A 23,887-nucleotide genomic window follows, 5' to 3' on the forward strand; every position below is an offset into this window, starting at 1 on the left:
GGGTGTGGGGCGGTGACTCAGTGGTGCAGGATCTTGGACAGGAAGTCCTTGGCCCGTTCGGACTCGGGCTCGGAGAAGAACTGCTCGGGCGGGGCGACCTCGAGGATGCGGCCCGCGTCCATGAAGACCACCCGATCGGCCGTGCGGCGAGCGAACCCCATCTCGTGGGTCACGACGATCATCGTCATGCCCTCGCGAGCGAGTCCTGTCATCACCTCGATGACCTCGTTGATCATCTCCGGGTCGAGCGCGGAGGTGGGCTCGTCGAAGAGCATCAGCTTCGGCTGCATCGCCAGTGAGCGGGCGATCGCGACGCGCTGCTGTTGACCGCCGGACAGCTGGGCGGGCATCTTGTGCGCCTGGTCGGCGACGCCGACGCGCTCGAGCAGGCTCATGCCGAGCTCCTCCGCCTGCCGCCGCGGGAGCTTCTTGACCTTGATCGGGGCGACGGTGACGTTGTCCAGCACGCTCTTGTGGGCGAAGAGGTTGAAGGACTGGAAGACCATGCCGACCTCCGACCGCAGATGCGCCAGGCCCGGCCCGGAGCTCGGCAGCGGCCGACCGTCGATCGTGATCTCGCCGGTGTCGACGGTCTCCAGACGGTTGATGGTGCGGCACAGCGTGGACTTGCCCGAGCCCGAGGGGCCGAGCACGACGACGACCTCGCCGGGGGAGACCTCGAGGTCGATGTCCTTCAGCACGTGGAGATCCCCGAAGTGCTTCTGGACTCCACGGAGGGTGACCAGCGGACGCGCCGTCCCGGACTCGTTCCGGGACGCTGATGTGGTCTGGGTCATGGACGGACCGTACGCCCCCGGGCGACCGGGGATGAGCGCAGTCGCGGGTCCGTTACCCCATGGTGACCTTCGCGGACCCGCCTTGCCGGTTCCGCCGGCTCAGACCGTCGTGTCGGTGCGTGCGGCGAGCACGCCGCGGGCCCAGCCGGGGTCGTCGGTCGTGATGGTGTCGATGCCCAGCGCCACGGCCCGCTGCAGCGACTCCTCGTCGTTGATGGTCCAGGCGTTGAGCACGAACCCGGCCTCGTGCGCCCGCAGCACGTCCGCGTCGGGGAGCTTGGACATCTGCAGGCTGACCGCCTCCGCCCGGAGCTCCGCCGCGATCGGCCAGAAGTTCTCGTCGGCCGCGTGGGCGATGTAGGCGATCGGGATCTGCGGCGCCGTCTCGCGGGCGGCGCGCAGGGCATCGGCCTTGAAGGAGATGATCCAGGTGGACCCCGAGTCCATGCCGCGGTCGACCAGCATCTGCGCGGTCAGCTCCGCCGCGGCGGGGGCCTTGACCTCGACGTACATGGGGATCCCGGCGTGCTGGGCGACATCGAGCACCTCGGCGAGGGAGGGGACAGGTTCGCCGTCGGCGAGGCGCACGCGGTCGATCTGGGCTCGCGTGAGCTCGGCCAGCGCACCCGTCCGCAGAGGGGAGTCCTCGGCGGCGGTGCGGTCGATCGTGGTGTCGTGCATGACCACCAGCCGGCCGTCGGCGCTCAGGTGCACGTCGCACTCGAGCAGGTCCGCTGCCGCCTCGGCACCCGCACGGAAGGCGCGCAGGGAGTTCTCCGGGGCGACCAGGGCCGCCCCGCGGTGCCCGACGATCTTCGGCTGCATCAGCCGATCACCTCCTGCAGTGCTTCGCTGTTGTCGTCCATGATCTTCTGGATGCCTTCGGCGATCGCGTCGAGCGCCCCCTTGGCGTCCGCATTGTCTCCGTACACGGAGGTCAGACCCTCCTCGATCACCCGGGCGCTGGACTGGAACCAGTTGCTGGTGTCGGCGGTGTGCGCCCGGGGGAGCTGGTCCAGGGCGACACCGTAGTTCGGGTTCTGCTTGACCAGGTTCTTCACGATATCCGTGTCCCTGGCCTTGGTGACGATCGGGACGTACCCGGTCTCCTTGTGCCATTGCGCGGAGATCTCCGGCTTCGCGAGGAACCGGAACAGCTCCGCGCACGCGTCCTGACGGTCCTTGGAGTCCGAGCGCACGATCGAGAGCCCCGAGCCGCCCGTGGGCACCTGGGTGGGGGCGTTCACCTGCCCGGGCATGAACGCACAGCCGACGTCGAAGGTGGCGAGCTCGGTCAGGTTGCGCAGGGCCGCCGTGGACTGGCGGGTACCTGCGACGAGCCCGGTGGTGAAGTCGGTGTCGGGGGACTGGGCCATGTAGCCGAAGTGGTCCTCGTGGATGAACCGACGCTGCCACTCCAGCCAGTCGACACCGCGCTCGTCGTTCATGGTGGCCTTCAGGCCCTTGGAGTTCCTCCCGCCGAAGGCCCAGATGTCGGCCTGGGCGTACCAGCTGTCGGCCGAGCCGAAGGCGACCGTCTTCAGGGGCTTCCCGCTGACCTCGATCTTCGCGAGCTCGGGGGCGAACTCGGCGAGGTCGTCCCAGGTCTTGGGGCCGTCCTCGGGAAGGCCGGCCTTCCGGTACTGGTCGCGGTTGAAGTAGAACAGCGGCGTCGAACGGGCGAAGGGGACCACGTAGGTGTGGCCGGCCGCGACGGACTCGGCGACGTAGTTCTCGATGTACACGTCGAGGTTCCACTCGTCGTCGAAGTAGTCGTCCAGCCGCGCGAGCGCCCCGGCGAAGTAGAACTGCAGCCACTGCATCTCGGGGAAGCAGACGATGTCCGGCACCTGCCGCGCCTGGATCGCCGCCGTGAACTTCTGGTTGAGCGAGGCGTAGTCGGTCTGCGACTCCGAGAGCGCCACGATCTCGTCCTGGGACTCGTTGAAGCGCTCGAACACCGCCTGGACCGCTTCGTAGTTCACGCCGCTGAACGGCGCCCAGAACACGATCGGCGTGCGGTTCCGGTACTTCTTCGGGATCGACGTGCGCGCCTGGGAGAACTTCTCGCGGATCGGGTCCGAGGGGTCGTTGTCCCCGGCGCCGGGCGATCCGCACGCCCCGAGGGCGAGGCCGGCGGCCCCGAGGCCGAGGCCGCCCAGCAGGGAGCGTCGGCCGATGTCATGGCGCCGGGAACGGGACGGAGAGGGCATGGGCGAGAGGCTCCTTCGATCGCGGGACGGGGTGGTTCCACGGTGCCGGGCGGGACCGGACCGGCAGCGGCTCACTTGATCGCCCCCGCCGCCATGCCGCCGATGATGCGGCGCTGGGCGAGGAAGAACAGGATCAGCATGGGCAGGGCCGCCATCAGGGTGCCCGCCAGCAGCGCGCCCCAGTTCGTGTAGCCCTCCTGGCTGCGCAGGTACAGAAGACCGATCGGCAGCGTGCGCATGTTCGCCGTGTTCGTGCTGATCAGCGGCCACACGTACTCGTTCCACTTGCCGATCATCACGATCAGCGTGGCGGTCAGGATCATCGGCGCGCTCATCGGCACCACGATCGTGACCATCCGTCGCCAGTGGCCGGCTCCGTCGACCTCCGCGGCCTGCAGGATCTCGGGATCGACGGTGCGCATCTGCTGGTACAGCAGGAACATCGCGAAGGCGGAGCCGATCCCCGGGAGGATCAGGCCGGGGTAGGTGTTCAGCAGGCCCAGGTTCCCCACGGTGATGTAGTTGACGATCAGCGTCACGTGCCCGGGCAGCATCATCGACCCGATCATGAACAGGAACATGGCGTTCTTGTAGCGGAAGGGCACGAAGGCGAAGGCGTAGGCGCACAGGATCGCGTTGATCATCTCCAGGGCGGTGCCGATGCTCGTGGTGATCAGCGAGTTCAGGGCGAATCGGCCGAAGGGCACCGTCTCCCACGCCTCGCGGAAGTTCTCGAAGTGCAGCGCGGTGGGGATCCACTTGAGCGGCCAGGAGTAGATGTCGTCGTTGGACTTCACGGCCCCGCTGAACAACCAGTAGATCGGGACCAGGAACACCAGACCGCACGCGATCACCAGGACCGTGAGAACGATCCGCAGCCACAGGGGGCGACGGCTCGGGTCCGCGCCGGTGGGGGTGGGACCGCTCGTGGGAAGGGACGTGTCGGACGGGGTGGGCGCCGAGGGCGCGGTGGGGACGGCGGAGCTCATGATGCGTAGTTCACCCTCTTGTTCGAGAAGCGGACCTGGATGAAGGTCATCATCAGCAGCAGTGCGAACAGCGTGGTCGCCGCCGCGGATGCCCGGCCGATGTCGAAGTTCTGGAAGGCCTCCTCGTACACCATCCAGCTCAGGGTCGAGGAGGAGATGCCGGGCCCGCCGCCGGTCATGATCGATATCAGGTCGAAGGCCTGGGCGGAGGCGATCACTCCGGTCACGGAGAGGAAGAAGGTGATCGGACTGAGCAGCGGGAGCGTGATGTGGCGCAGCATCCTCCAGCCGTGGGCGCCGTCCAGCGCGGCCGCCTCGTAGAGGGTCTGCGGGAGGTCGAGGATCGCCGTGTAGTAGATGACGGTGACGAATCCGAGGCGCTGCCACAGGTAGGCGATGGTCAGCGCCCACAGGGACCAGTCAGAGGTCGTCGTCCACTGCGGGGAGTCGGCGCCGAACAGTCCGAACAGGAAGCGGGAGAGCCCGTAGTTGGGGTCGAACATGAACAGCCAGAGCATGCCGACGGCGGCTCCGGGGAGCATGTGCGGGGCGAACGCGAAGGTGCGGACGAGGCCCGTGAAGCGCACCCGCGTGGCCAGCAGCGACCCCAGGGCGAGCCCGCCCACCAGCGACCCGGCGACGGTGACGCCGGTGAAGACGACCGTGTTCAGGATGATCGTCCAGAAATCGGGATCGGCGAACACGTCCTTGTAGTTCGCCAGGCCCACCCACTCGGGGAACGGGTCCAGCAGGTTCCAGTCCATGAAGCTCAGCACGATGTTGTACACCGAGGGCCAGTAGGAGAAGACCAGGATCGCGAGCAGGTTCGGGGCGATCAGCAGGAAGAACAGTCCCGTGTCGCGCCAGATCCTGCGGCGCCGGCCGGGTGTCATCCTGCGCTTGACCAGAGGCGCGTCGCTGCCGGGCGCGCGAGCGGCCGCTCCGGTGGGCAGATCCGGGTGGTCGTCCCGCGGGCGGTCGCCCGGCGGACGGGTCGGCGCGGTGACCGAGGACCGGCGGGACAGCGGGGACGAGCTCATCCGGACTCCTGTGTACGGCGGGGGAAAGGTCCCCACACCGTAACCGGAATCACATTGCCGGCCGGGGGCTATTCGATGAACTGGCTGTTCAGGGAGCGCGTCCGCGAGGTTTCCGCGCTCAGGCGTCGAGCTCGTCGACCTCCGAGCCCAGACGCTCCTCGAGTTCGCGGAAGAACGCGATCACGGTGCGCAGGCCGCACTCGATCGCGCGATCGATCTGCTGGTCCGAGCCACCGGAGCTGAAGTCGGAGGTCACCTCTCCGTACAGGCCCAGCAGGCCTTCGGACTCACGGCGCACGTAGACCTTGGGCCACACCCGGCTCATGTTCCACTCGTTGCACAGCTTGAGCATCTCCGGCTTGCGCGCGGCCGAGACCGAGCGGTTCCAGCGGCCGCGGGCCTGCAGGACGGAGCCGGCCTCGCCCGTCAGCATGAACTGGAAGCGGTAGTCGTCGAAGCGGGCGCGCAGCACCTCGGGATGATCGGTGTCCTCGACGTAGGCGTAGCCGTGGTTCTTCAGCGACGCCTCGACGCGTCGGGTGCTGATCGGGCACACTCCCTCGGCCGACGCGGCGGAGGAGGAGACCTGCTGCTGTGTCACGGGAACCTCGAGATGATCAGGCGGTCGAAGACGCCCCCACTGTAGCCCCTCGCGCCGGGACCTCCCGGGCAGGGTCGCGCACGCCACGGACCGATACAGTGCACGTCATGTCCGCCCCCTCCGAGAACGACGCATCCGACCAGGCCGCGGCGCTGCCGGTGCTCGCGATCGTGGGGGCCACCGCGACCGGGAAATCCGATCTCGCGATCGCCCTCGCAGAGCGCCTGGACGGGGAGATCGTCAACGCCGACGCCCTGCAGCTGTACCGCGGGATGGACGTCGGCACCGCGAAGGTCGGCCCCGAGGAGCGGGGGCGGGTGCCCCATCACCTGCTGGACGTCCTGGAGGTCACCGAGGAGGCGAGCGTCTCGGCCTACCAGCGTGCGGCGCGAGAGGCGGTCGCGGAGATCCGCGGGCGCGGCCGCCGCCCCCTCGTCGTCGGAGGCTCCGGACTCTACGTGCGGGCGCTCCTGGACGACATCCGGTTCCCGCCGACGGATCCGCTGGTCCGTGCCCGCCTCGAGGAGCGCGCACGGGCAGAGGGGCCCGCGGCCCTGCACGCGGAGCTCATCCGTCGGGACCCCGAGGCGGCAGCCGTGATCGGTCCGCAGGACACCCGCCGGATCGTGCGCGCACTGGAGGTCGGTGAGATCACCGGAGGCTCGTTCCGGGCCTTCCTGCCCGAGCGCCGGTACCTCGAGCCCGGTACGCATCAGCTCGGGCTCGCCCGCGAGCGCGGCGACCTCCATGGCCGCGTCGCCGAGCGCGTTCACACGATGGTCGATGCGGGTCTGCTCGACGAGGTGCGGGAGCTGCGCGAGCGCGGCCTCGAGCGGGGAGGCACCGCGCGACGGGCGATCGGGTACGAGCAGGCGCTCGCCGTCCTCACCGGGGACATGGGATGCCCCGAGGCGATCGAGTCGACGATCGCGGGGACCCGCCGCCTGGTGAGGAAGCAGGACACCTGGTTCCGGCGCGACGAGCGCGTCGACTGGCTCGACGCCGCGGGCGACGACCTTCCCCGGCGTGCTCTGGACCTCCTGGCCTCCCGGCGCGGTGCAGGCGACGCGTAGGCTCGCGGTCATGTCGACCCACAGGCTCGCGACCGGCGGCTCCGCATCCGCACCTCTTCGTTTCACCAAGGGACACGGGACCCGCAACGACTTCGTCGTGATCGACGATCCCGACGGTGATCTGGAGCTGGGCCCGGACGCCGTCGCCGCCCTGTGCGACCGGCGCGGCGGGATCGGAGGCGACGGCATGATCCGGGTGGTGCGCACGCGCCGCACCGACGTCGACGCCCCGGCCGACGCCCCCGAGTGGTTCATGGACTACCGCAACGCCGACGGTTCGATCGCGGAGATGTGCGGCAACGGGGTGCGCGTCTTCGGGGCCTTCCTGTCCCGGGCGGGCCGACTGGAGGCCGACGAGAAGGGCATCCGGGCGGCGGACGTGTGGACCAGGGCCGGGGTGCGGCGGCTCGAGCTGCTCGCCGAGCCCGCGCAGGCCGGCGAGCCCTGGCAGGTGCGGGTCGGGATGGGCCCTGCGGCCATCAGCGAGGGGCCTGCGCGCACGGTCCGCGTCGACGGATTCGAGCTGCCGGCCTGGGACGTGGACATGGGCAACCCGCACGCGATCGCCGAGCTGCCCGAGGGCGTGTCCCTCGAGGACCTCGACCTCACCGCCCGGCCCGTCCTGGACCCGGAGCCAGAGCACGGCGCGAACATCGAGCTCGTCAGCCGCCGCGGCCTCGACCACGTGGCCATGCGCGTCTTCGAGCGCGGCGTCGGCGAGACCCAGTCCTGCGGGACCGGCACGGCGGCGGTCGGGGTCCTGGCGGCGCAGTGGGCGGGATCCGCGAACGACGGTCCCTGGCGGGTCGACGTGCCCGGCGGGGTCCTCGAGGTCGCTCGCACCCCTGACGGGGAGATCACCCTCACGGGCCCCGCCGAGCTCGTCGCGGACGGCGAGACCACGCTCCCGCTCTCCTGAGGGCGGCGGGGCACTCCTCGGTGCATCCGCCCGGCAGGCGAGACCCGCTCAGGCCCTCTCAGGAACCTCTCACGCCGAGGGGTTGCTCGCCGTCTCCGGACCGACCCCGAGGATCCGGAACCCCTTGGCGCTCGCCAGCTTGCGGACCTCGCGCCCGGGAAGACGGGAGTCCAGCCACGTGGCCAGCGGGTCCGCACCGAGGTTCTTCCCCACCACAAGGGACGCCGTTCCCTGCGGGGCCAGACGGGCGCACCAGTGCTCGAGCAGCTCGTGCAGTGCCTGCTTGCCGATCCTGATCGGCGGATTCGACCAGATCGCCTCGAAGGCGAGGCCGTCCGGCACCTCCTCGGGAGCGGCGACGTGCACGGTGACGCCCAGTCGGGCGGCGTTCTCCCGGGTGATGTCGCGGGCTCGTTCCGAGACGTCGACCGCCCACACCTCGGCGTCGGGATGGCGCAGAGCGGCCGTGAGAGCGATCGGCCCCCACCCGCATCCCAGGTCCAGCAGCCTCCCACCGGTGGGCACCGCCGGGAGGACGTCGAGGCGGTGCAGCAGCACAGCGGTCGCCTTGTCGAGCCCGCGAGCGCTGAACACCGCCTTCGAGGTCACCAGGTCGCGGGTCGACCCGTCGAGCTCGACCTGCAGGGGGAGACGCGCGTCGTCGGTCGCGCTGACGGGGGAGAAGTAGTGCTCGGACACGATGACCAGGGTACGCATTGGCGCACGCCCGCACCCGCCCGCCCCGCGCCGGCGTCACACCCCGCCGGGGCCGGTGCGCCCAGGGCATAAATCCCTCGCCCCCGAGTCGCCGCCGTGGGATCCTGGGGACGTACCACAGACCTCCACAGGAAGAAGGCCGCCACCGTGCCGATCGCTTTTCATCCGGACCCCGAGAACGCCACCGCGAGCGAGCGTGAGGGCGAGCAGGTCGACGGAGCAGGCGAGCACGCGAGCACCGATCCCCTGACCCGCCGGATCCTCGAGCGCGGGGACGCGTCCGTCTCCGCCGTCACCTACTCCTCCGAGGCCGACGGCGAGCAGATGGACCTCGCCGACCGTCGCGCCCTGCGCCGCGTCGCGGGCATCCGCACCGACATCGAGGACGTCACCGAGGTCGAGTACCGCCAGCTGCGCCTCGAGAACGTGGTCCTCGCCGGCATCTACACCAGCGGGAACGTTGAGGAGGCCGAGAACAGCCTGCGTGAGCTCGCGGCGCTCGCCGAGACCGCGGGCTCGGAGGTCCTCGACGGCGTCATGCAGCGCCGCCAGCATCCCGATCCCGCGACCTTCCTGGGCAAGGGCAAGGCCGCCGAGCTCGCCGAGCTCGTGGCAGAGACCGGTGCGGACACCGTCGTCGCCGACGGCGAACTCGCACCCAGCCAGCGGCGAGCCCTCGAGGACATCGTCAAGGTCAAGGTCGTCGACCGGACCGCGCTGATCCTGGACATCTTCGCCCAGCACGCGAAGTCCCGCGAGGGCAAGGCGCAGGTCGAGCTCGCCCAGCTCGAGTACCTGCTGCCTCGCCTGCGCGGCTGGGGCGAGTCCATGTCCCGCCAGGCCGGTGGCCGCGTCGCCGCCGGAGGCGCCGGGATGGGGTCGCGCGGTCCCGGTGAGACCAAGATCGAGCTGGACCGACGTCGCATCCGCACCCGCATGGCAAGGCTGCGCCGCCAGATCAAGGAGATGGCACCCAGCCGCGAGGCCAAGCGCGCCGACCGCCACCGCCGCGAGGTGCCCGCGGTCGCGATCGCGGGGTACACCAACGCCGGGAAGTCCTCCCTGCTGAACCGGCTCACGAGCGCCGGCGTGCTCGTCGAGAACGCACTGTTCGCGACCCTCGACCCGACGGTCCGCCGGGCCACCACACCGGACGGGCGGGAGTTCACCTACGCCGACACCGTCGGCTTCGTGCGCCACCTGCCCACGGAGCTCGTCGAGGCGTTCCGCTCCACGCTCGAGGAGGTCGGCGACGCCGATCTCCTGCTGCACGTGGTGGATGCCTCGCACCCGGACCCCGAGGGCCAGATCCGTGCCGTGCGCGGGGTCCTCGCCGACATCGACGGCTTCGACGTGCCCGAGATCATCGTGCTCAACAAGGCCGACATCGCCTCGCCGGAGACGATCGCCCGCCTGCGCAGCCAGGTCGGGGAGTCCGCCGTGGTGTCCGCCCGCACGGGCGAGGGCATCGACGAGCTGCGCGAGAAGATCGCCGATCGACTTCCGCGACCGGCCGTCGAGATCGACACCGTGGTGCCCTACACCCGCGGCGACCTGATCTCCCGCGCGCACAGTTCGGGGGAGATCCTGGCGGAGGAGCACCTGCCCGAGGGCACGCGCCTGCACGCCCTCGTGGACGAGGCCCTGGCGGCAGAGTTCCGCGTGCTCGCCTGAGCGAGCACGCGGGGCGCCTGCGCCGGCGACGGCGCGTGCGCCGCTAGGGTGGATCGGTGCCCGCCACCGCCTCCGAGACCACGTCCACGATCGCCGATCTGGACGTGCTGATGGACGCCGCCGTGCGAGCGCTGGAGGGCACGCGACGCGACGGCCAGACGCGGATGGCGAGGTCCGTGGACGTGGCGCTCGAGGGCAAGCGCCACCTCCTGGTCCAGGCCGGGACCGGCACCGGGAAGTCCCTGGCCTACCTGGTGCCCGCGCTGCGCCACGCGATCGTCACCGGCCGTCCTGTGGTGGTCTCCACCGCGACCATCGCCCTGCAGTCCCAGATCGTGCGCAAGGATCTCCCGCGGCTCGTCGAGGCGCTCGCCCCTCACCTCCCGCGCACGCCGACGTTCTCCCTCCTCAAAGGACGCGGGAACTACCTCTGCCTGCACAAGATCGACGGCGGCTACCCGAGCGACCTCGAACCCGGCGCCCTCTTCGCCCAGAGCGCGAGGGACGCCTCCACGGGCACCTCGGAACGGCTCGGCGAGCAGGTGCGGCGTCTCCGCGAGTGGTCGGCCGAGACCGACACCGGCGATCGCGACGACCTCGAGATGCCGGTCTCCGACCGTGCGTGGCACCAGGTCTCCGTCAGCGGATCGCAGTGCCTGGGCGGGCAGTGCCCGCTCGTGGACCAGTGCTTCGCCGAGCGCAGCCGCGCGGTGGCACGGGAGGTCGACCTGGTGGTCACCAACCATGCCCTGCTGGCCATCGACGCCTTCGACAACCACGGCATCATCCCCGATCACGACACCGTGGTCTTCGACGAGGCCCATGAGCTGACGGCGCGGGTGACCGGTGCCGTCACCGACCAGCTGACGGTGGGCATGGTCCGCGGGGCCGTGCGCGAGCTGCGCGGTCTCGGGGTCGCCGCGACCGCGCTGGACGATGCCGGTGAGGAGCTCGCCGCCGTGCTCCCGAACCTGCCCGACGGTCGCGTGATCGGACCGCTGCCCGCTCCCGCGGCCGATGCGCTCGAGCATCTGCGCACCGAGGCCCGCGGCGCGCACGCCGACGCGAAGGACGCCGGTGGGGACGGTCAGGGTGCGGCGGGCGCCCGCAAGGCGGTGCGTGCGAACCTGCAGGAGATCATCGACGTGTGCGAACGGCTCGTCGGCCCCGATGAGGACGACGTCGTCTCCGTCTCGCACTCCGAGCGCACGGGCCGCTCGAGCCTGCAGGTGGCACCTCTGGACGTCGCCGGCGCCATGCGGGGGCGGATCCTCGAGGACACCACGGCCGTGCTCACCTCGGCGACGCTCGCCCTCGGCGGGCGCTTCGAAGCTCCCGCCCGGTCGATCGGGCTCGGCTCCCGGCGCCGGATCGGCGAGGAGGAGACGCCCGCGCGCGAGGACCCCGGTGCGTGGGCGGGGATCGACGTGGGCAGCCCCTTCGACTACCGACGCCAGGGCATCCTCTACATCGCATCCCACTTGCCCCAGCCCGGTCGCGAGGGTCCGGCCCCCGCGATGCTCGAGCACCTCACCGAGCTCGTCGAGGCCTCCCGGGGCGGCGCGCTGTGCCTGTTCTCCTCCCGCCGCGGCGCGGAGATCGCGGCCGAGCACGTGCGTGCCCGGCTGGACCTGCCGATCGGTCTGCAGGGGGAGGACTCGCTGCCGCGACTCGTCGAGGCCTTCCGCAGCGACGACACCGCGAGCCTGTTCGGGACGATCGGGCTCTGGCAGGGTGTGGACGTGCAGGGGCGGACCTGCCGGCTGGTCACCATCGACCGCCTGCCGTTCCCGCGGCCCGATGATCCGCTGGTGTCCGCGCGCTCCGAGCGGGCCGATGCCGAGGGCGGCAGCGGGTTCATGCAGGTCTCGGTGCGTCACGCCTCGCTGCTGCTGGCCCAGGGGGCCGGGCGGCTGATCCGCTCGAGCGAGGACCGCGGCATGGTCGCCGTGCTGGACCCTCGCCTGCGCACGAAGCGCTACGGCGGCGTGCTGCGGGAGGCGATGCCTCCGCTGTGGCCCACCACGGACCCCGAGGTCGCGATGGGGGCGCTCTCGCGGCTCGCCCGCGCGAGCGCCTGAGCAGGGCCTGCCTGTCAGAGCGAGAGGGTCAGACCGCTCGCAGCACCGCCACGACCTTGCCGAGGATCTCGGCGTGATCGCCCAGGATCGGCGTGAAGGCGGGGTTGTGCGGCATCAGCCAGACGTGCCCGTCGCTCTGGGTGAAGGTCTTCACGGTCGCCTCGCCCTCGATCATGGCGGCGACGATCTCGCCCTTCTGCGCGACCGGCTGTGAGCGCACGACGACCCAGTCCCCGTCGCAGATGGCGGCGTCGACCATGGAGTCACCGACCACCTGCAGGAGGAACAGCTCGCCGTCGCCGACGAGCTGCTGGGGGAGGGTGAAGACGTCCTCGACCTGCTCCTCGGCGGTGATCGGTGCGCCGGCGGCGATGCGGCCCACGAGCGGGACGCTCACGGAGGGCGACGGCGCGCCGAAGGCCTCGACGGGGACGGTCTCGGGCTCGTCGGCCTCGTCGGGAAGGACGACCTCGAGGGCGCGGGGGCGCTTGGGGTCCCGGCGCAGGAACCCCTTGCGCTGGAGTGCCTGCAGCTGGTGGGAGACGGACGAGGGGGACGTCAGTCCCACGGCGTCGCCGATCTCGCGCATGGTCGGCGGGTAGCCGTGCCGATCGATCGCCGCGGTGATGGTCTCGAGGATGCGGCGCTGGCGCGCGGTCAGGCCCTCGGCGTCCGGTGCAGCGGCGGCGGATGCCTCCGCGCCGTCCGCGCGAGCGCCGGCGGCGGGGTCCGGGGTGCTGGGTGTCCTCGGGGTCATCGGCTCGGCTCCTCGCGTCGTCTGTCCCACCCCTGCGTTTCAGTGGGGTCGTCGCTCAGCGTAGGTGGCGGCGGGCACGATTCCAAACATGTGTTCGACACGGGTCTTGCGTGTCGCGCCCCCTCGGCCTACAGTCGTACACGTATTCGATCGAACAGGAGTTCGGACAATGGCTACGGTTCTTCCTCTCCCCGCCTCTTCGGCCCGCCGCGAGCAGGAGATCGCTCGCAAGGGTGTTCGACTGCAGCTCACCCGCCGCGGCCGCATCCTGCTGGCCTCCCTCGCCTTCCTCGCGGGCATCCTGGTGGCGCTCGCCGGAGTGCTTGTCCTCGACGTCCCCTCGGCCTTCGCCGGCGATGCCGGGACCTCCGGGACCGTGACCGTCCGCGCGGGGGACACGCTGAGCGAGTACGCCGAGCAGTACGCCCCCGAGGGGCAGGACACACAGGACTTCGTGCGCGAGATCAGCTCGGTGAACGGTCTGTCGAGTCCGCGCATCACCGAGGGCCAGGTCCTCGAGCTGCCCGACGATGCGGTCGACGCCGCCTGAGCCGTCGAGCCGCATCCCCCGACCCCGACCCCTGCGAGGCGTGACCTCGCGGGGGTCGGTCCTTCCCGGTCCCGGACGTGGTGACCGCCAGCCCGGTAGGCTGGCCGGCGTGCACTGCCCCTTCTGCCGCCACCCCGATTCCCGCGTGATCGATTCGCGCACTGCCGACGACGGCTCCTCGATCCGTCGGCGGCGTCAGTGCCCCAACTGCTCTCGCCGCTTCTCGACGATCGAGACCGCATCCCTCTCCGTCCTCAAGAGGTCGGGCGTGAGCGAGGCCTTCAGCCGCAGCAAGGTGATCTCGGGAGTGCGCAAGGCCTGCCAGGGGAGACCGGTCAGCGACGACCAGCTGGCCGTGCTCGCGCAGCGGGTCGAGGAGTCGGTGCGCCAGAGCGGCCAGGCCGAGGTCGACGCACACACCGTGGGTCTGGCGATCCTGCAGCCGCTGCGGGAGCTCGACGTCGTCGCGTACCTGCGGTTCGCGAGCGTGTACCAGGACTTCGACAGTCTCGAGGACTTCGAGTCCGCGATCGCCGGACTTCGCGAGGAGGCCGCCGGCACGGGGGCCGTCGGGACCGGGTCGATCTCGGAGTTCTGACGCGCGGGCGGCGCGGGGTCCACGGTGTCCGGGCTCGGTGAGCCCGCTCTTCGAAGAATTTTCGTGCCTGGATCCAGACCGGATCTGCTCGATCGGTGGAAAACGGTCCGAGCCGGGGTCCTCGTGCCCTTAGGATGTTCAGGGTGCACCCAGCGGGTGCACCACCGACCGGCGGTCGTGGAGGGGAAGCCACGGCCGTCGGTCCGTTCATGTCCAGGCCCTGTCGACCCTGGTCGGAGGCGCCTCGCCGTCGGCTCGTCCGCCCCTCCGGCTCATCCGTCGTGCGGGAAGCCGTCCGGCACGGGCAGTGCGTGCACCACGTCCAGGCGCTGGGTCGCACGGGTCATGGCCACGTAGAGATCACCCGGCCCGGTGTCGCGTCCCTCCAGCATCGCGGCCGGCTCCACGACGGTGACCCCGTCGAACTCGAGCCCCTTGGCGTCCTGGGCGGTCATCACCGCGATCGGCAGGTCGATGCCCGCGCTGCCGGTGCCGATGCGCTCCAGGCCGTCGTGTCCTCGGAGTGCGGCGAGCACCGGGTCCATCAGCTCGCCCGGGCAGAGCACAGCGAGACGCCCGACGCCCGCGTCCTGCTGGGCGGCGACGATCTCGGCGACGGCTGCCGGGAGGCCCGCCTCGTCGGCCCTCAGGACCCCGAGTGGCCAATCGCCCTCGCGCACCGACGTGACCTCCGTGATGGGCAGCTGCTGCGCTTCGGCGACAGCCTGTGCGACGTCCATGATCCGTCGCGGCGTGCGGTAGTTGACGCTCAGCGGCTCGACCTCGAGCCGGTCCTCGACGTAGGGCGCGAGCGCGTCCTCCCACGAGTCCGTCCCGCCGGCCGAGGAGGTCTGCGCGACGTCACCGACGACCGTGAAGGACTTCGAGGGGCAGCGACGCATCAGGCAGCGCCACATCATCGCCGAATGCTCCTGGGCCTCGTCGACCACGATGTGCCCGTAGGTCCAGGCGCGGTCCGCGGCGGCTCGCTCGGCGAGCGTCCTGCCGTCGCCCCTGCTCTCCATGCGGTCGGCGAGGTCCTCGTCGCGAACGATCCCGGAGGTGTCGATGTTCTCGATCACGGAGCGCGCGTAGGACAGGTCGGCATCGCGCTGCGAGCGCGCGCGGTCGGACTCGGCACGTCGTGCCGAGTCGTCCTCTCCGAGGAGTTCTGCGACCTCGTCGAGCAGCGGCACGTCCTCGATGGTCCACGGTGAGTCCTTCGGTCGCACCAGCAGCTCCAGATCCTGCTGGGCGAGCGTGCGGGGTGCGGCCGCCCGGAGACGCTCGGGCCTGTTCAGCAGCACGCGCAGGAACGACTCGGGGGAGTAGGGCAGCCAGGCGAGATTGAGCGTCCGACGCACCTGCGGATCGCGGCGCAGGTCGTCGAGATACCCGGGACGGTCCTCCGGCAGGACCGTGGTGCCCCGGCGGGCGAGCTCGCCCTCGTACTGCTCGACCAACCGGTCCAGCGCGGCGCGCACGAACACGGCACGGGCCGCATTGTGCGGCTTGTGGGTCGCCCGGGCCTCGCGCCCCGCCTCGCTGATGATCCGGCGCGTCACCCGCACGGGGGTGCCGTCGATCCTCAGCTCGAGGTCCTCCTCGGGGACCAGCTGGCGCTGCTTGACCGCGCGCGAGAGCAGCTCGGCCATCGCGCCGTCACCCTTGAGGCGGGCCACCGCGGGATGGTCGTGGACGGTCGTCTCCACGCCGGGGAAGAGGCCGCCGGGAGTGGACATGACGACGCCGGATTCCCCGAGGCTGGGCAGCACGCGCTCGATGTAGCGCAGGAACCCGCGGGTGGGCGCGACGATCAGCACGCCGGAGTGCTCGAGCCGTCGGCGGTGGGTGTACAGCAGGTAGGCGGCGCGGTGCAGGGCGACTGCGGTCTTCCCCGTCCCGGGTCCGCCCTGGACCACCAGCACCCCGCGATTGGCGGAGCGGATGATGCGGTCCTGCTCGCCCTGGATCGTGGCGACGATGTCCCCCATCCGGCCCGTGCGCTGCGAGGAGACCGCGGCCAGCAGCGCGCCCTCTCCCTGCAGCACCACCTCGTCGTCCGTCTCCAGGAGGGACTGGTCCAGCACGTCGTCCTCGAGGCCCACCACGGTCCGGCCCTGGGAGATCAGGTGGCGGCGCAGTCGCACCCCCAGCCGCTCGAGGCTCGTGGCCTGGTAGTAGGCGGCGGCGGCCGGAGCGCGCCAGTCCACGAGAAGCTGCTCGCGCTCGGCCGTGAACAGGCCGATGCGACCGATGTAGTGGCGTTCGTCCTCGTCGGTGTCCAGCCGGCCGAACACGACGTTCTCGCTGACCGTGCGCAACAGCGCCAGACGGTCCTCGTAGAGGGCCATGAAGGCGTCGCGCTCGGACCTGTTCTGGTGGGTGGCGGCGTCCTGCGACCCCTGGACGTCGTCCAGGCTCACCTGGATCTGTCCCATCAGATCGTCCACGCGTGCGTAGAGCCTGTCCGCGTAGGCCTGCTCGAGGCCGATCTCGCGCGCGACATGCGCGTCCTCAACCGGCTCTGATGCGTGTTCCACGGAGGGTCCTTCCGACGGACGCGTGCGTGAGGGGGTGGGGCCCTGATCCTGAGCACGCGAAGACATGGCGATCCATTATGGTGGAAGGCGTCGACCGCGGGGAAAAGCCCTGCTCGGCGGCGCGGACGAGGAGCGAGGTGCACCGATGCGTGATCCCCGTGACCTCTACGCCTACGAATCGGCCGATGTGATCGCAGCAGTGCCCCGTGGACGACTGACCCTGGTGCACGCACTGCCGGGCCTGGTCGACGCCGGGAACTCGTGCCGCATCGCCTCGACCTACCTCAAGGACACCCTGCGCCACGTGCGGATCGTGAACTTCGACGTCGACGAGCTCGTCGACTACCGCGGCTCGCGCCCTCAGGCGGTGTTCGACGGCGCGGTGTACACCGAGGTCACCGTCCCCGAGATGGCCCTGCACCTGATGTACGACGAGAACGACCGTCCCTTCCTCTTCCTCGACGGCCCCGAGCCGGACCTGCAGTGGAAGCGACTCAGTCAGGCCGTCATCGATCTGATCGAGTTCTTCGACGTCGAGCGCGTGGTCGGCATGAGCGCCATCCCGATGGCGATGCCGCACACCCGGCCGATCGCCCTCGTCTCCCACGCCAACGATCGCGACCTGATCTCCTCCCACGACCCCGAGCAGGGCGGGGAGATCGTCGTGCCCGCCTCGTTCGGCGCCCTGCTCGAGCACGAGCTCGGCAAGGCCGGGCACCCCGCTCTGGGCTACGCCGCTCAGGTCCCGCACTACCTCACCCGCACGGACTTCCCCGCGGGAGCGCTCGCTCTCCTGCGCCGGGTCAGCGAGGGGGCCGGACTGGACATCCCGCTCGTGGACCTCGGCGACCTCACCGAGGCGGCCGGCGCCGCTCTCGAGAGCACGCTGAGCGACAACGAGGAGGTGCTCAGCATGGTCGCCGCGCTCGAGGAGCAGTACGACGCGCAGACCACCGAGAACGAGGGTGTCTTCAGCACCACGATGGACCTGCCCACGGGCGAGGAGCTCGCCGACCGCTTCGAACGCTTCCTCGCCGGCGAGGACGGCGACGGCAAGAACCCCGGTCCCGAGGCTCCCCGCTGAGCCCGCCGCGGCACCGGACGACAGAGAACGACGCAGGAGATGACGCGACCCATGGCGCAGGGCACCGTGAAGTGGTTCAACGGGGAGAAGGGATACGGCTTCGTCGAGGTCGACGGGGGAGGGGCCGACGTCTTCATCCACCACAGCGCGATCGACATGGACGGCTACCGCACCCTGGACGAGGGACAGCGTGTCGAGCTCGACGTCGCCCAGGGCGAGAAGGGCCCGCAGGCGGAGCAGGTCCGCCTGCTCTGATCCGCCCGCTCTGAACCGCTCGTTCTGATCAGCGCACCCTGACCTCTCGCCGGTCAGTCGTCCTCGGCGGGGGTCCTCATGGCTTCTGCACCGAGCACGCGGCCGGGCGCAGCGATGCGTGCGGCGTCGTCGCCCACCGCGAGGCGCACGGCGACGGGATCCGAGCGCAGAGCCCGGTCCAGCTCCTCGGGCAGAGGCGCGTCCGAGGCCAGCAGCACGCAGTTCCCGCGCCGGCGCCCTTTGAGATGGGCGGCCTCGGCGACAGCCCCCACGTGCGAGAACACCTGCTGCAGGGTGGTGAGCTCATCGGCGAGCAGACGCGAGCCCGGGGCCGAGGCGCAGTTGACGAGGTACAGGCCGTCGGGCACGAGGGCCCGGTGCGCGTGACGCGCGGCCTCGAGCCCGATCAACGAGCTCGGCGTCGTCGACCCGGCGAAGACGTCCCGCGTGAGCACCTCGAAGCGGTCCTCGCGCCAGCTCTCCAGGGCGCGTGCTGCGTCGTCGACGCGGATCCGCAGCTGCGGGGAGCGGGGGAGGGAGAACCAGACCCGGACCCTCTCGGCGAGGATCGCATCGAGCTCGACCACCGTCTGTCGGGCCCGGGGCAGGTCATGGGCCAGCGTGCGCGGCAGGGCGCAGCCCGCACCGCCCAGATGAGCCAGCTGCAGGGCGTCCGCTCCTTCTCGACGCTCGCGCACCCAACAGAGCGTGGCCGTGCGCATCCATCGCAGGTACTCGAACATGAGGTGATCGGGGTCGGGATCGAGATGCGAGGACGGGACGCCGTTGACCTCGAGCAGCACCGAGCCGTCGGTCTCCAGCTCGAGGCGCGCGGTGCCCGTCGAGATCGGTATGGCCTCGCCCACGGGTCCGAGATCCGGGAACGGCACGGACGGGGCGCTGCGGCGGCCGCGGCCGCGTCCTGACGAGCTCACGGAACCACTCTAGAGGTATGCCCGACCGCGTCCTCCCCAGGGGTCGCCGGTCCCCAACCGCGGCCTCGCACTCCCGGATGTCGGTGCTCGCCTCTAGCGTCATGACCATGACCACGCACACCGCTGAGCTCCTCCACCTGGATCAGGATCTCGCCGCGCTCGAGACGGCGCAGGCGCTCCTCTCGCGAGCACGCGATATCGAGCACGGCGATCCGCGCGGCAGCTACGAGCTGGTCCACCGTGCCGCCCTGCGCACGGCGGGTGTGCTCGTCACCCGGGCCAACCGCACCCGGCGCCGCAAACTCCCTCTGAACGTGTGGACCGCGCTGGATCGGATGGGAGGCGAGCGCCGTCGGTGGGCGGAGTCGGCCGCACGCTTCGTCGTCGAGCGCGACAGGCTGGATCGCGACTCCCGTGCGATCCCCGACCCGTACCTGCTCGCACTGCACCGCGAGAGCACGTCCGAGAGGATCGACCAGGTGCGCCGCGAGCTGCTCGATTCGCTCGCCCCCTCCGAGGCCGTCGCCCTCGCCGGCTGACATCCGTCGACTCGGATTCCCGCAATAGGATGGTCGGGGTCGTGGGAGAGGCAGCGCGGAAGCAGAGGGAGGTGCGTCCCATGGGCATCGAGGACTGCACGATCCTCCACCTCGACATGGACGCCTTCTTCGCCTCGGTCGAGGTCCGCGACGACCCCTCCCTCCAGGGACTCCCGGTGGTGGTCGGAGGAGCCGGCAACCACGGCGTGGTCGCCGCTGCCAGCTATCCCGCTCGTGCACGCGGCATCAGCTCCGCGATGCCGATGGCGATCGCCCGACGCCGAGCCCCCGACCTGGTGATCGTGCCGCCGCGCATCGACGTCTACCGCGAGGTGTCGGCCCGGGTGATGGATCTGCTGAGAGAGGTCACGCCGGCCATCGAGCAGATCAGTGTGGACGAGGCGTTCCTCGACGTCGCGGGCGCCCGTCGCCTGTTCGGGCCACCGGATCGGATCGCCCAGCGCCTGCGCTCCCGGATCCGCGAGGAGCTCGACCTGCCCTCGAGCGTCGGCGGTTCGGTCTCCCGCGCGGTCGCGAAGATCGCCTCGGCCCGTGCGAAGCCCGACGGAATGCTGATCGTCCCCGCGGAGCAGACCGCCTCCTTCCTGGCCCCCCTGCCGGTCGGGGTGATCTCGGGCATCGGCCCCAAGGCGCAGCAGGCCCTCGAGAGGCTCGGGGTGCGCACCGTCGGCCAGCTGCGGGACGTGCCCGCAAGCGCTCTGCGCCGCGCCGTGGGCCCGCAGGCCCCGATGATCGCGACCCTCGCCGCCGGCGAGGACCGTACGGGGCTGGGCACCCGCGTGCGCGACCGCAGTGTCGGCACCGAGCGCACCTACGAGCACGACCTCGTCGACCCTGCGGAGGTGCGCCGGCGTCTGACCGTGATGGCCGACGAGGTCTCCCGCAGTCTGCGTCGCAGCGATCTCGCCGCGCGGGCCGTCTCCGTCAAGCTGCGAGCTCCCGACGGCACCACCATCACCCGCTCCGCGACCATGGACCAGCCCACCGCGAGCGGTGAGCGGCTGCGCGAGCACGTGGTCGCGCTGTGGGACCGCGAGGTGCCGCGGATGCCCGCAGTGCGCCTGGCCGGTGTGCGGGCGGAGCGTCTGCAGGAGACCTCCTCGCACCCGACGGCGACCGAGCTCACCGGAAGAGGCACCGGGTGGGGAGGCCTGGAGAGCGCCATGGACCGGGCGCGGGACCGCTTCGGCTCGGAGAGCCTCACACGCGGTTCGACCCTCGAGCCGCGGGAGGGCTGAGCACCTCCACCGGATGCGTCGTGCGCCCGCGAGGAGCGTCCCTGCGGGACGTGGCAGGCAGGCGTACGGCTCCGGGCCGAGGACGGTGCCGCGGAGTCCGTGGACAGTCGCGGTCCCGACCTCCCGCTACGGTTCCCAATCACTGTGTGGCGGCAGTACCCTAGGGGGATCACCGATGGGGGTCGAGCCGACCACGGCGATCGCATTCAGCAGCAGTGCACACGGCACGGGAGAAGGAGCCGGAACGATGCCGCTCTCGGAACACGAGCAGAAGATGCTCGATGAGATGGAACGCCAGCTGTTCGCCGATGATCCGCGGCTCGCGCGTGCTTTCCGCTCCTCACCCCGCGACCGCCGCAGCCGCCGCCGCATCGTGCTGGGGTTGGCGGGCGTGGTGATCGGACTCGGTGTGCTGGTGCTGGCCGTCTCGCTCCCGGCCGTCTGGCTGGGTGTGCTGGCCTTCCTGCTGATGCTCGCAGGGGCCGTCTACGCCGTGACCTCCCCGAAGAACCGCCCCGGGCCCGAGTCGGGGAGCGGCGGGGACGCCCCGACGCAGCCGACCCAGGGAGGCAACGACTTCATGCGGCGCCTCGAGGAGCGCTGGGAGAAGCGCTCCGGGGACGACGGACGCGGCTGACGCCCTCCCACCTCCCGTAGTTCTCTCCACGAGACCCCGAGCCACTCGGCTCGGGGTCTTTTGCTGTCCTCGGGCCCGGGCGGGCCGGACCGGACCGGGCCAGACCGGACCGGGGGTCGGGCCGCACCAGGCGCGGACCGCGCCGCGCCGCCCCACCGCGCTCCACCCCTCCTCGGCGCCTCCTCGGCACGCCCCTCCACCCGGCGAATCCCGGGTTCCTCCATTCCGCTCCACGCCGGCCCTCCACATCGCCCCACACGGGCAGTTCTGGTGGTCCGAAGGGCCATCACGCCAGCCCCGCATCCGCTGACCTGCACGAATGCTGAACGGCTTCGTGGGGTGATCGGTGCCCTCCAGGCGCGAATCTCTCGCGACGCGCTCCGTGCCGCCGTTTTCACTCCACCTTCCACCACTCCTGTGACCTGCGGGTTGGCAAAGATTTTGTGGTGTGTCCGGGGTTCGGGTAGCGGGGTGTGGTGGGTTGTGGGGTAAAGTGGGGGGAGCAGGAGGGAGATGGTGATCCCTCGTCGAGAAAGGGGGCGGGATGTTCCTCGGGACCTTCACGCCCAAGCTCGACGACAAGGGCCGCCTGATCTTTCCCGCGAAGTTCCGGGACGAGCTCGCCTCGGGCCTGGTGATGACTCGGGGTCAGGAGCACTGCATCGCGGTGTACCCCCTCGCCGAGTTCCGCCAGAAGCTCGAGGAGGCACGCAGGGCTCCGACCACGGATCAGCGCACGCGCGACTACCTGCGTGTGCTGCTCTCCGGGGCGGAGGACGTCATCCCGGACAAGCAGGGCCGCATCACGATCCCGGGCCAGCTGCGCACCTACGCGGGGCTCGACCGGGAATGCGCCGTGATCGGCGCTCTGGACCGACTCGAGGTCTGGTCCCTCCCCGCCTGGGAGACCTACCTCGAGCAGAAGGAGGAGGGCTTCGCCCAGACCGCCGAATCGGTGGTCCCGGGCCTGTTCTGACCGGATCCGTACAGCGAGACCTCTCGTCGCTCCCGCCCCGACGCAACTTCCCCGGTGGCGGGTCGGGAGCGACGAGGAATCCCGCCGGACGGCACCGCGGACAGCACGCCCGTGGCAACACATCAGCAGCACGCAGCACCAGGGAGAGGCGGTGGCATGGACGAGGCCCAGCACCCGGTCCCCGCCGAGGACCGTCACGCCCCCGTGATGCTGCAGCAGTGCATCGACCTGCTCGCTCCTGCCCTCCAGGACCCTGATTCCCTCTACGTCGACGCGACCCTCGGCATGGCCGGCCACGCGGTCGCCGTGCTGGACGCCTGCCCGAACGCCCGTCTGCTCGGCATCGACCGCGACACGGCGGCCCTCGATCTCGCCAGGACCCGCCTCGAGGCTGCGGGTCACGCCGACCGCATCGACCTGGTCCACGCGACCTACGACCAGATCCCCGAGGTCCTCGCCGAGCGCGGCCGGAGCGCCTCCGCGGTGATGATGGACCTCGGACTCTCGAGCTTCCAGATCGACACCGCCGAGCGCGGGTTCTCCTACGCCTCCGACGCTCCTCTGGACATGCGGATGGATCCTGCGTCCGGGGGCCCGACGGCCGCCGACCTGCTGGCCGAGCTCGATCAGAAAGAGCTGTCGCGGATCCTGCGCGTGTACGGGGACGAGCGCTTCGCGCCGCGGATCGCCCGGACCATCGTCACCGAGCGGGCCGAGCATCCGCTGCGCCGCAGCGCCGACCTCGTCGCGCTGCTGGACCGCGCGATCCCCGCGGCCTCCCGCGCCCACGGCGGCCATCCGGCCAAGCGCACGTTCCAAGCCCTGCGGATCGCCGTCAACGACGAGCTCACGATCCTCACCCGCGCGATCGACGGCGCGCTGGACGGCGTGGCCGTCGGCGGTCGCGTGGTCGTGGAGTCCTACCACTCGGGCGAGGACAAGATCGTGAAGGCGGCCCTCGGGCGGCGCACCCGTTCGTCGGCGCCCCCGGACCTGCCCTTCGAGCTCGAGGAGCACCGGCCCACCTTCCGGGCCCTCACGCGCGGCGCACTCCAGGCCGACGACGACGAACGCCAGAACAATCCCCGTTCCGCCTCGGTGCGCCTCCGGGCAGCCGAGCGACTGACCAGCGCACACTGAACCCGACCACGAATCGGAAAGCATCATGGCCATCAGCACAGCCCCCCGCGTCGCACCGCGTCGAGCCACCCGCACCAGCGCACGGCCTCGTCTGGCGGTGGTCGCCGCGCCCAGCCCGCGACGCAGCCCGATGCCCTTCGCGATCCTGTGCACGCTGATCGTCGTGGCCACCCTGGCCACGGTGCTGTTCCTGAACATCCAGATGTCCGACACCAGCTACCGGATAACCCGGCTCGAGTCGACCTCGCAGAAGCTCAGCGAGGACACCCAGGGCCTGCGTGAGCAGGAGGATCAGCTCAGCACGCCCCAGGAGCTGGGCAAGCGCGCCGAGGACCTCGGGATGGTCCCGGCCGGCAGCCCGACGTACATCGATCTGGGGAGTGACAAGGTCCTCGGCGAGGCGCAGCCGGTGCAGTCCTCCTCCGGGGCAGAATCGTCCTCGATCCCCGCGGCCTCGATCTACGAGGACGCGGAGACCTATCACGGAATGGGCAACGAGGGAGACTGATC

24 protein-coding genes are annotated in these 23,887 nt (G+C 70.9%); 14 read left to right on the forward strand and 10 right to left on the reverse strand.

Annotation, left to right across the window (positions count from 1 at the left end):
* Window positions 1–17 precede the first annotated feature (17 nt).
* The 6 genes from DEO23_RS07565 to DEO23_RS07590 form a co-directional block, all read right to left on the reverse strand.
* Window positions 18–797, reverse strand: coding sequence for an amino acid ABC transporter ATP-binding protein (locus tag DEO23_RS07565; protein WP_109275363.1), 780 nt, complete (start codon window positions 795–797; stop codon window positions 18–20).
* A 99-nt stretch (window positions 798–896) separates the two neighbouring features.
* Window positions 897–1,622 (reverse strand): glycerophosphodiester phosphodiesterase, encoded by a 726-nt coding sequence (locus tag DEO23_RS07570; RefSeq protein WP_109275364.1) that lies wholly within the window; start codon window positions 1,620–1,622, stop codon window positions 897–899.
* On the reverse strand, window positions 1,622–3,010 hold the full coding sequence (locus tag DEO23_RS07575; protein ID WP_109275365.1) for an ABC transporter substrate-binding protein: 1,389 nt from the start codon (window positions 3,008–3,010) through the stop codon (window positions 1,622–1,624). Before DEO23_RS07575 ends, DEO23_RS07570 begins: the two co-directional genes overlap by 1 nt.
* Before the next feature lie 71 nt (window positions 3,011–3,081).
* The gene (locus DEO23_RS07580; RefSeq protein ID WP_109275366.1) at window positions 3,082–3,999 is read right to left on the reverse strand and encodes a carbohydrate ABC transporter permease; all 918 of its coding nucleotides are present in this window, start codon (window positions 3,997–3,999) and stop codon (window positions 3,082–3,084) included.
* Window positions 3,996–5,039 (reverse strand): carbohydrate ABC transporter permease, encoded by a 1,044-nt coding sequence (locus tag DEO23_RS07585; protein ID WP_109275367.1) that lies wholly within the window; start codon window positions 5,037–5,039, stop codon window positions 3,996–3,998. Before DEO23_RS07585 ends, DEO23_RS07580 begins: the two co-directional genes overlap by 4 nt.
* Window positions 5,040–5,157: 118 nt before the next feature.
* Window positions 5,158–5,640 (reverse strand): type III secretion system chaperone family protein, encoded by a 483-nt coding sequence (locus DEO23_RS07590; RefSeq protein ID WP_240613277.1) that lies wholly within the window; start codon window positions 5,638–5,640, stop codon window positions 5,158–5,160.
* Between the two features lie 107 nt (window positions 5,641–5,747).
* On the opposite strand from DEO23_RS07590, the gene miaA reads away from it, so the two are divergent.
* A complete protein-coding gene (gene miaA / locus DEO23_RS07595) occupies window positions 5,748–6,713 on the forward strand; it encodes a tRNA (adenosine(37)-N6)-dimethylallyltransferase MiaA (protein WP_109275368.1) in 966 nt (321 codons plus the stop codon).
* Window positions 6,714–6,723: 10 nt separating this feature from the next.
* Entirely contained in the window at window positions 6,724–7,632 is a 909-nt protein-coding gene (gene dapF, locus DEO23_RS07600; protein WP_109275650.1) for a diaminopimelate epimerase, read from the forward strand.
* A gap of 69 nt (window positions 7,633–7,701) precedes the next feature.
* Here dapF and DEO23_RS07605 read toward each other — a convergent pair whose 3' ends face one another.
* Window positions 7,702–8,331 (reverse strand): class I SAM-dependent methyltransferase, encoded by a 630-nt coding sequence (locus tag DEO23_RS07605; protein WP_109275651.1) that lies wholly within the window; start codon window positions 8,329–8,331, stop codon window positions 7,702–7,704.
* A gap of 165 nt (window positions 8,332–8,496) precedes the next feature.
* Here DEO23_RS07605 and hflX point away from each other — a divergent pair, with 165 nt between their 5' ends.
* Together hflX and DEO23_RS07615 are read left to right on the forward strand one after the other, a co-directional pair.
* Window positions 8,497–10,023 carry a GTPase HflX gene (gene hflX / locus DEO23_RS07610; RefSeq protein ID WP_109275369.1) on the forward strand — a complete coding sequence of 509 codons (1,527 nt, stop codon included), beginning with the start codon at window positions 8,497–8,499 and terminating at the stop codon, window positions 10,021–10,023.
* A gap of 110 nt (window positions 10,024–10,133) precedes the next feature.
* A complete protein-coding gene (locus DEO23_RS07615; RefSeq protein ID WP_109275652.1) occupies window positions 10,134–12,104 on the forward strand; it encodes an ATP-dependent DNA helicase in 1,971 nt (656 codons plus the stop codon).
* 28 nt (window positions 12,105–12,132) lie between these two features.
* Here DEO23_RS07615 and lexA read toward each other — a convergent pair whose 3' ends face one another.
* Window positions 12,133–12,861 (reverse strand): transcriptional repressor LexA, encoded by a 729-nt coding sequence (gene lexA / locus DEO23_RS07620; RefSeq protein WP_109275370.1) that lies wholly within the window; start codon window positions 12,859–12,861, stop codon window positions 12,133–12,135.
* 169 nt (window positions 12,862–13,030) lie between these two features.
* Between lexA and DEO23_RS07625 the strand changes: the two genes are divergently transcribed.
* Both DEO23_RS07625 and nrdR read left to right on the forward strand, forming a co-directional pair.
* Complete coding sequence (locus tag DEO23_RS07625; protein WP_109275371.1) at window positions 13,031–13,411, forward strand: LysM peptidoglycan-binding domain-containing protein; 381 nt, start codon at window positions 13,031–13,033, stop codon at window positions 13,409–13,411.
* A 109-nt stretch (window positions 13,412–13,520) separates the two neighbouring features.
* Entirely contained in the window at window positions 13,521–14,009 is a 489-nt protein-coding gene (gene nrdR, locus DEO23_RS07630) for a transcriptional regulator NrdR (RefSeq protein ID WP_109275372.1), read from the forward strand.
* Between the two features lie 272 nt (window positions 14,010–14,281).
* Here nrdR and DEO23_RS07635 read toward each other — a convergent pair whose 3' ends face one another.
* Window positions 14,282–16,552 (reverse strand): HelD family protein, encoded by a 2,271-nt coding sequence (locus DEO23_RS07635; protein ID WP_240613278.1) that lies wholly within the window; start codon window positions 16,550–16,552, stop codon window positions 14,282–14,284.
* A gap of 145 nt (window positions 16,553–16,697) precedes the next feature.
* Here DEO23_RS07635 and DEO23_RS07640 point away from each other — a divergent pair, with 145 nt between their 5' ends.
* Both DEO23_RS07640 and DEO23_RS07645 read left to right on the forward strand, forming a co-directional pair.
* Window positions 16,698–17,636 carry a PAC2 family protein gene (locus DEO23_RS07640; protein ID WP_109275374.1) on the forward strand — a complete coding sequence of 313 codons (939 nt, stop codon included), beginning with the start codon at window positions 16,698–16,700 and terminating at the stop codon, window positions 17,634–17,636.
* Between the two features lie 51 nt (window positions 17,637–17,687).
* Window positions 17,688–17,891 (forward strand): cold-shock protein, encoded by a 204-nt coding sequence (locus tag DEO23_RS07645; RefSeq protein WP_109275375.1) that lies wholly within the window; start codon window positions 17,688–17,690, stop codon window positions 17,889–17,891.
* Window positions 17,892–17,944: 53 nt separating this feature from the next.
* Here DEO23_RS07645 and DEO23_RS07650 read toward each other — a convergent pair whose 3' ends face one another.
* Window positions 17,945–18,826 (reverse strand): spermidine synthase, encoded by an 882-nt coding sequence (locus DEO23_RS07650; protein WP_165831760.1) that lies wholly within the window; start codon window positions 18,824–18,826, stop codon window positions 17,945–17,947.
* A gap of 107 nt (window positions 18,827–18,933) precedes the next feature.
* Here DEO23_RS07650 and DEO23_RS07655 point away from each other — a divergent pair, with 107 nt between their 5' ends.
* The 6 genes from DEO23_RS07655 to ftsL all read left to right on the forward strand — a co-directional run bounded on the left by DEO23_RS07655 (window position 18,934) and on the right by ftsL (window position 23,885).
* A complete protein-coding gene (locus tag DEO23_RS07655; RefSeq protein ID WP_240613279.1) occupies window positions 18,934–19,365 on the forward strand; it encodes an SAV_6107 family HEPN domain-containing protein in 432 nt (143 codons plus the stop codon).
* Between the two features lie 80 nt (window positions 19,366–19,445).
* Window positions 19,446–20,624, forward strand: coding sequence for a DNA polymerase IV (dinB, locus tag DEO23_RS07660; RefSeq protein WP_109275377.1), 1,179 nt, complete (start codon window positions 19,446–19,448; stop codon window positions 20,622–20,624).
* Window positions 20,625–20,871: 247 nt separating this feature from the next.
* Window positions 20,872–21,261, forward strand: coding sequence for a DUF3040 domain-containing protein (locus tag DEO23_RS07665; protein ID WP_109275378.1), 390 nt, complete (start codon window positions 20,872–20,874; stop codon window positions 21,259–21,261).
* Between the two features lie 544 nt (window positions 21,262–21,805).
* Window positions 21,806–22,237 carry a division/cell wall cluster transcriptional repressor MraZ gene (mraZ, locus tag DEO23_RS07670; protein ID WP_109275379.1) on the forward strand — a complete coding sequence of 144 codons (432 nt, stop codon included), beginning with the start codon at window positions 21,806–21,808 and terminating at the stop codon, window positions 22,235–22,237.
* Between the two features lie 156 nt (window positions 22,238–22,393).
* Window positions 22,394–23,377, forward strand: a complete 984-nt coding sequence (gene rsmH / locus DEO23_RS07675) for a 16S rRNA (cytosine(1402)-N(4))-methyltransferase RsmH (protein ID WP_109275380.1) — start codon at window positions 22,394–22,396, stop codon at window positions 23,375–23,377.
* Window positions 23,378–23,402: 25 nt separating this feature from the next.
* Window positions 23,403–23,885, forward strand: a complete 483-nt coding sequence (gene ftsL / locus DEO23_RS07680; protein WP_109275381.1) for a cell division protein FtsL — start codon at window positions 23,403–23,405, stop codon at window positions 23,883–23,885.
* Window positions 23,886–23,887 lie beyond the last annotated feature (2 nt).

Origin of the sequence: Brachybacterium endophyticum (assembly GCF_003130585.1) — a bacterium.
GTDB lineage: Bacteria > Actinomycetota > Actinomycetes > Actinomycetales > Dermabacteraceae > Brachybacterium > Brachybacterium endophyticum.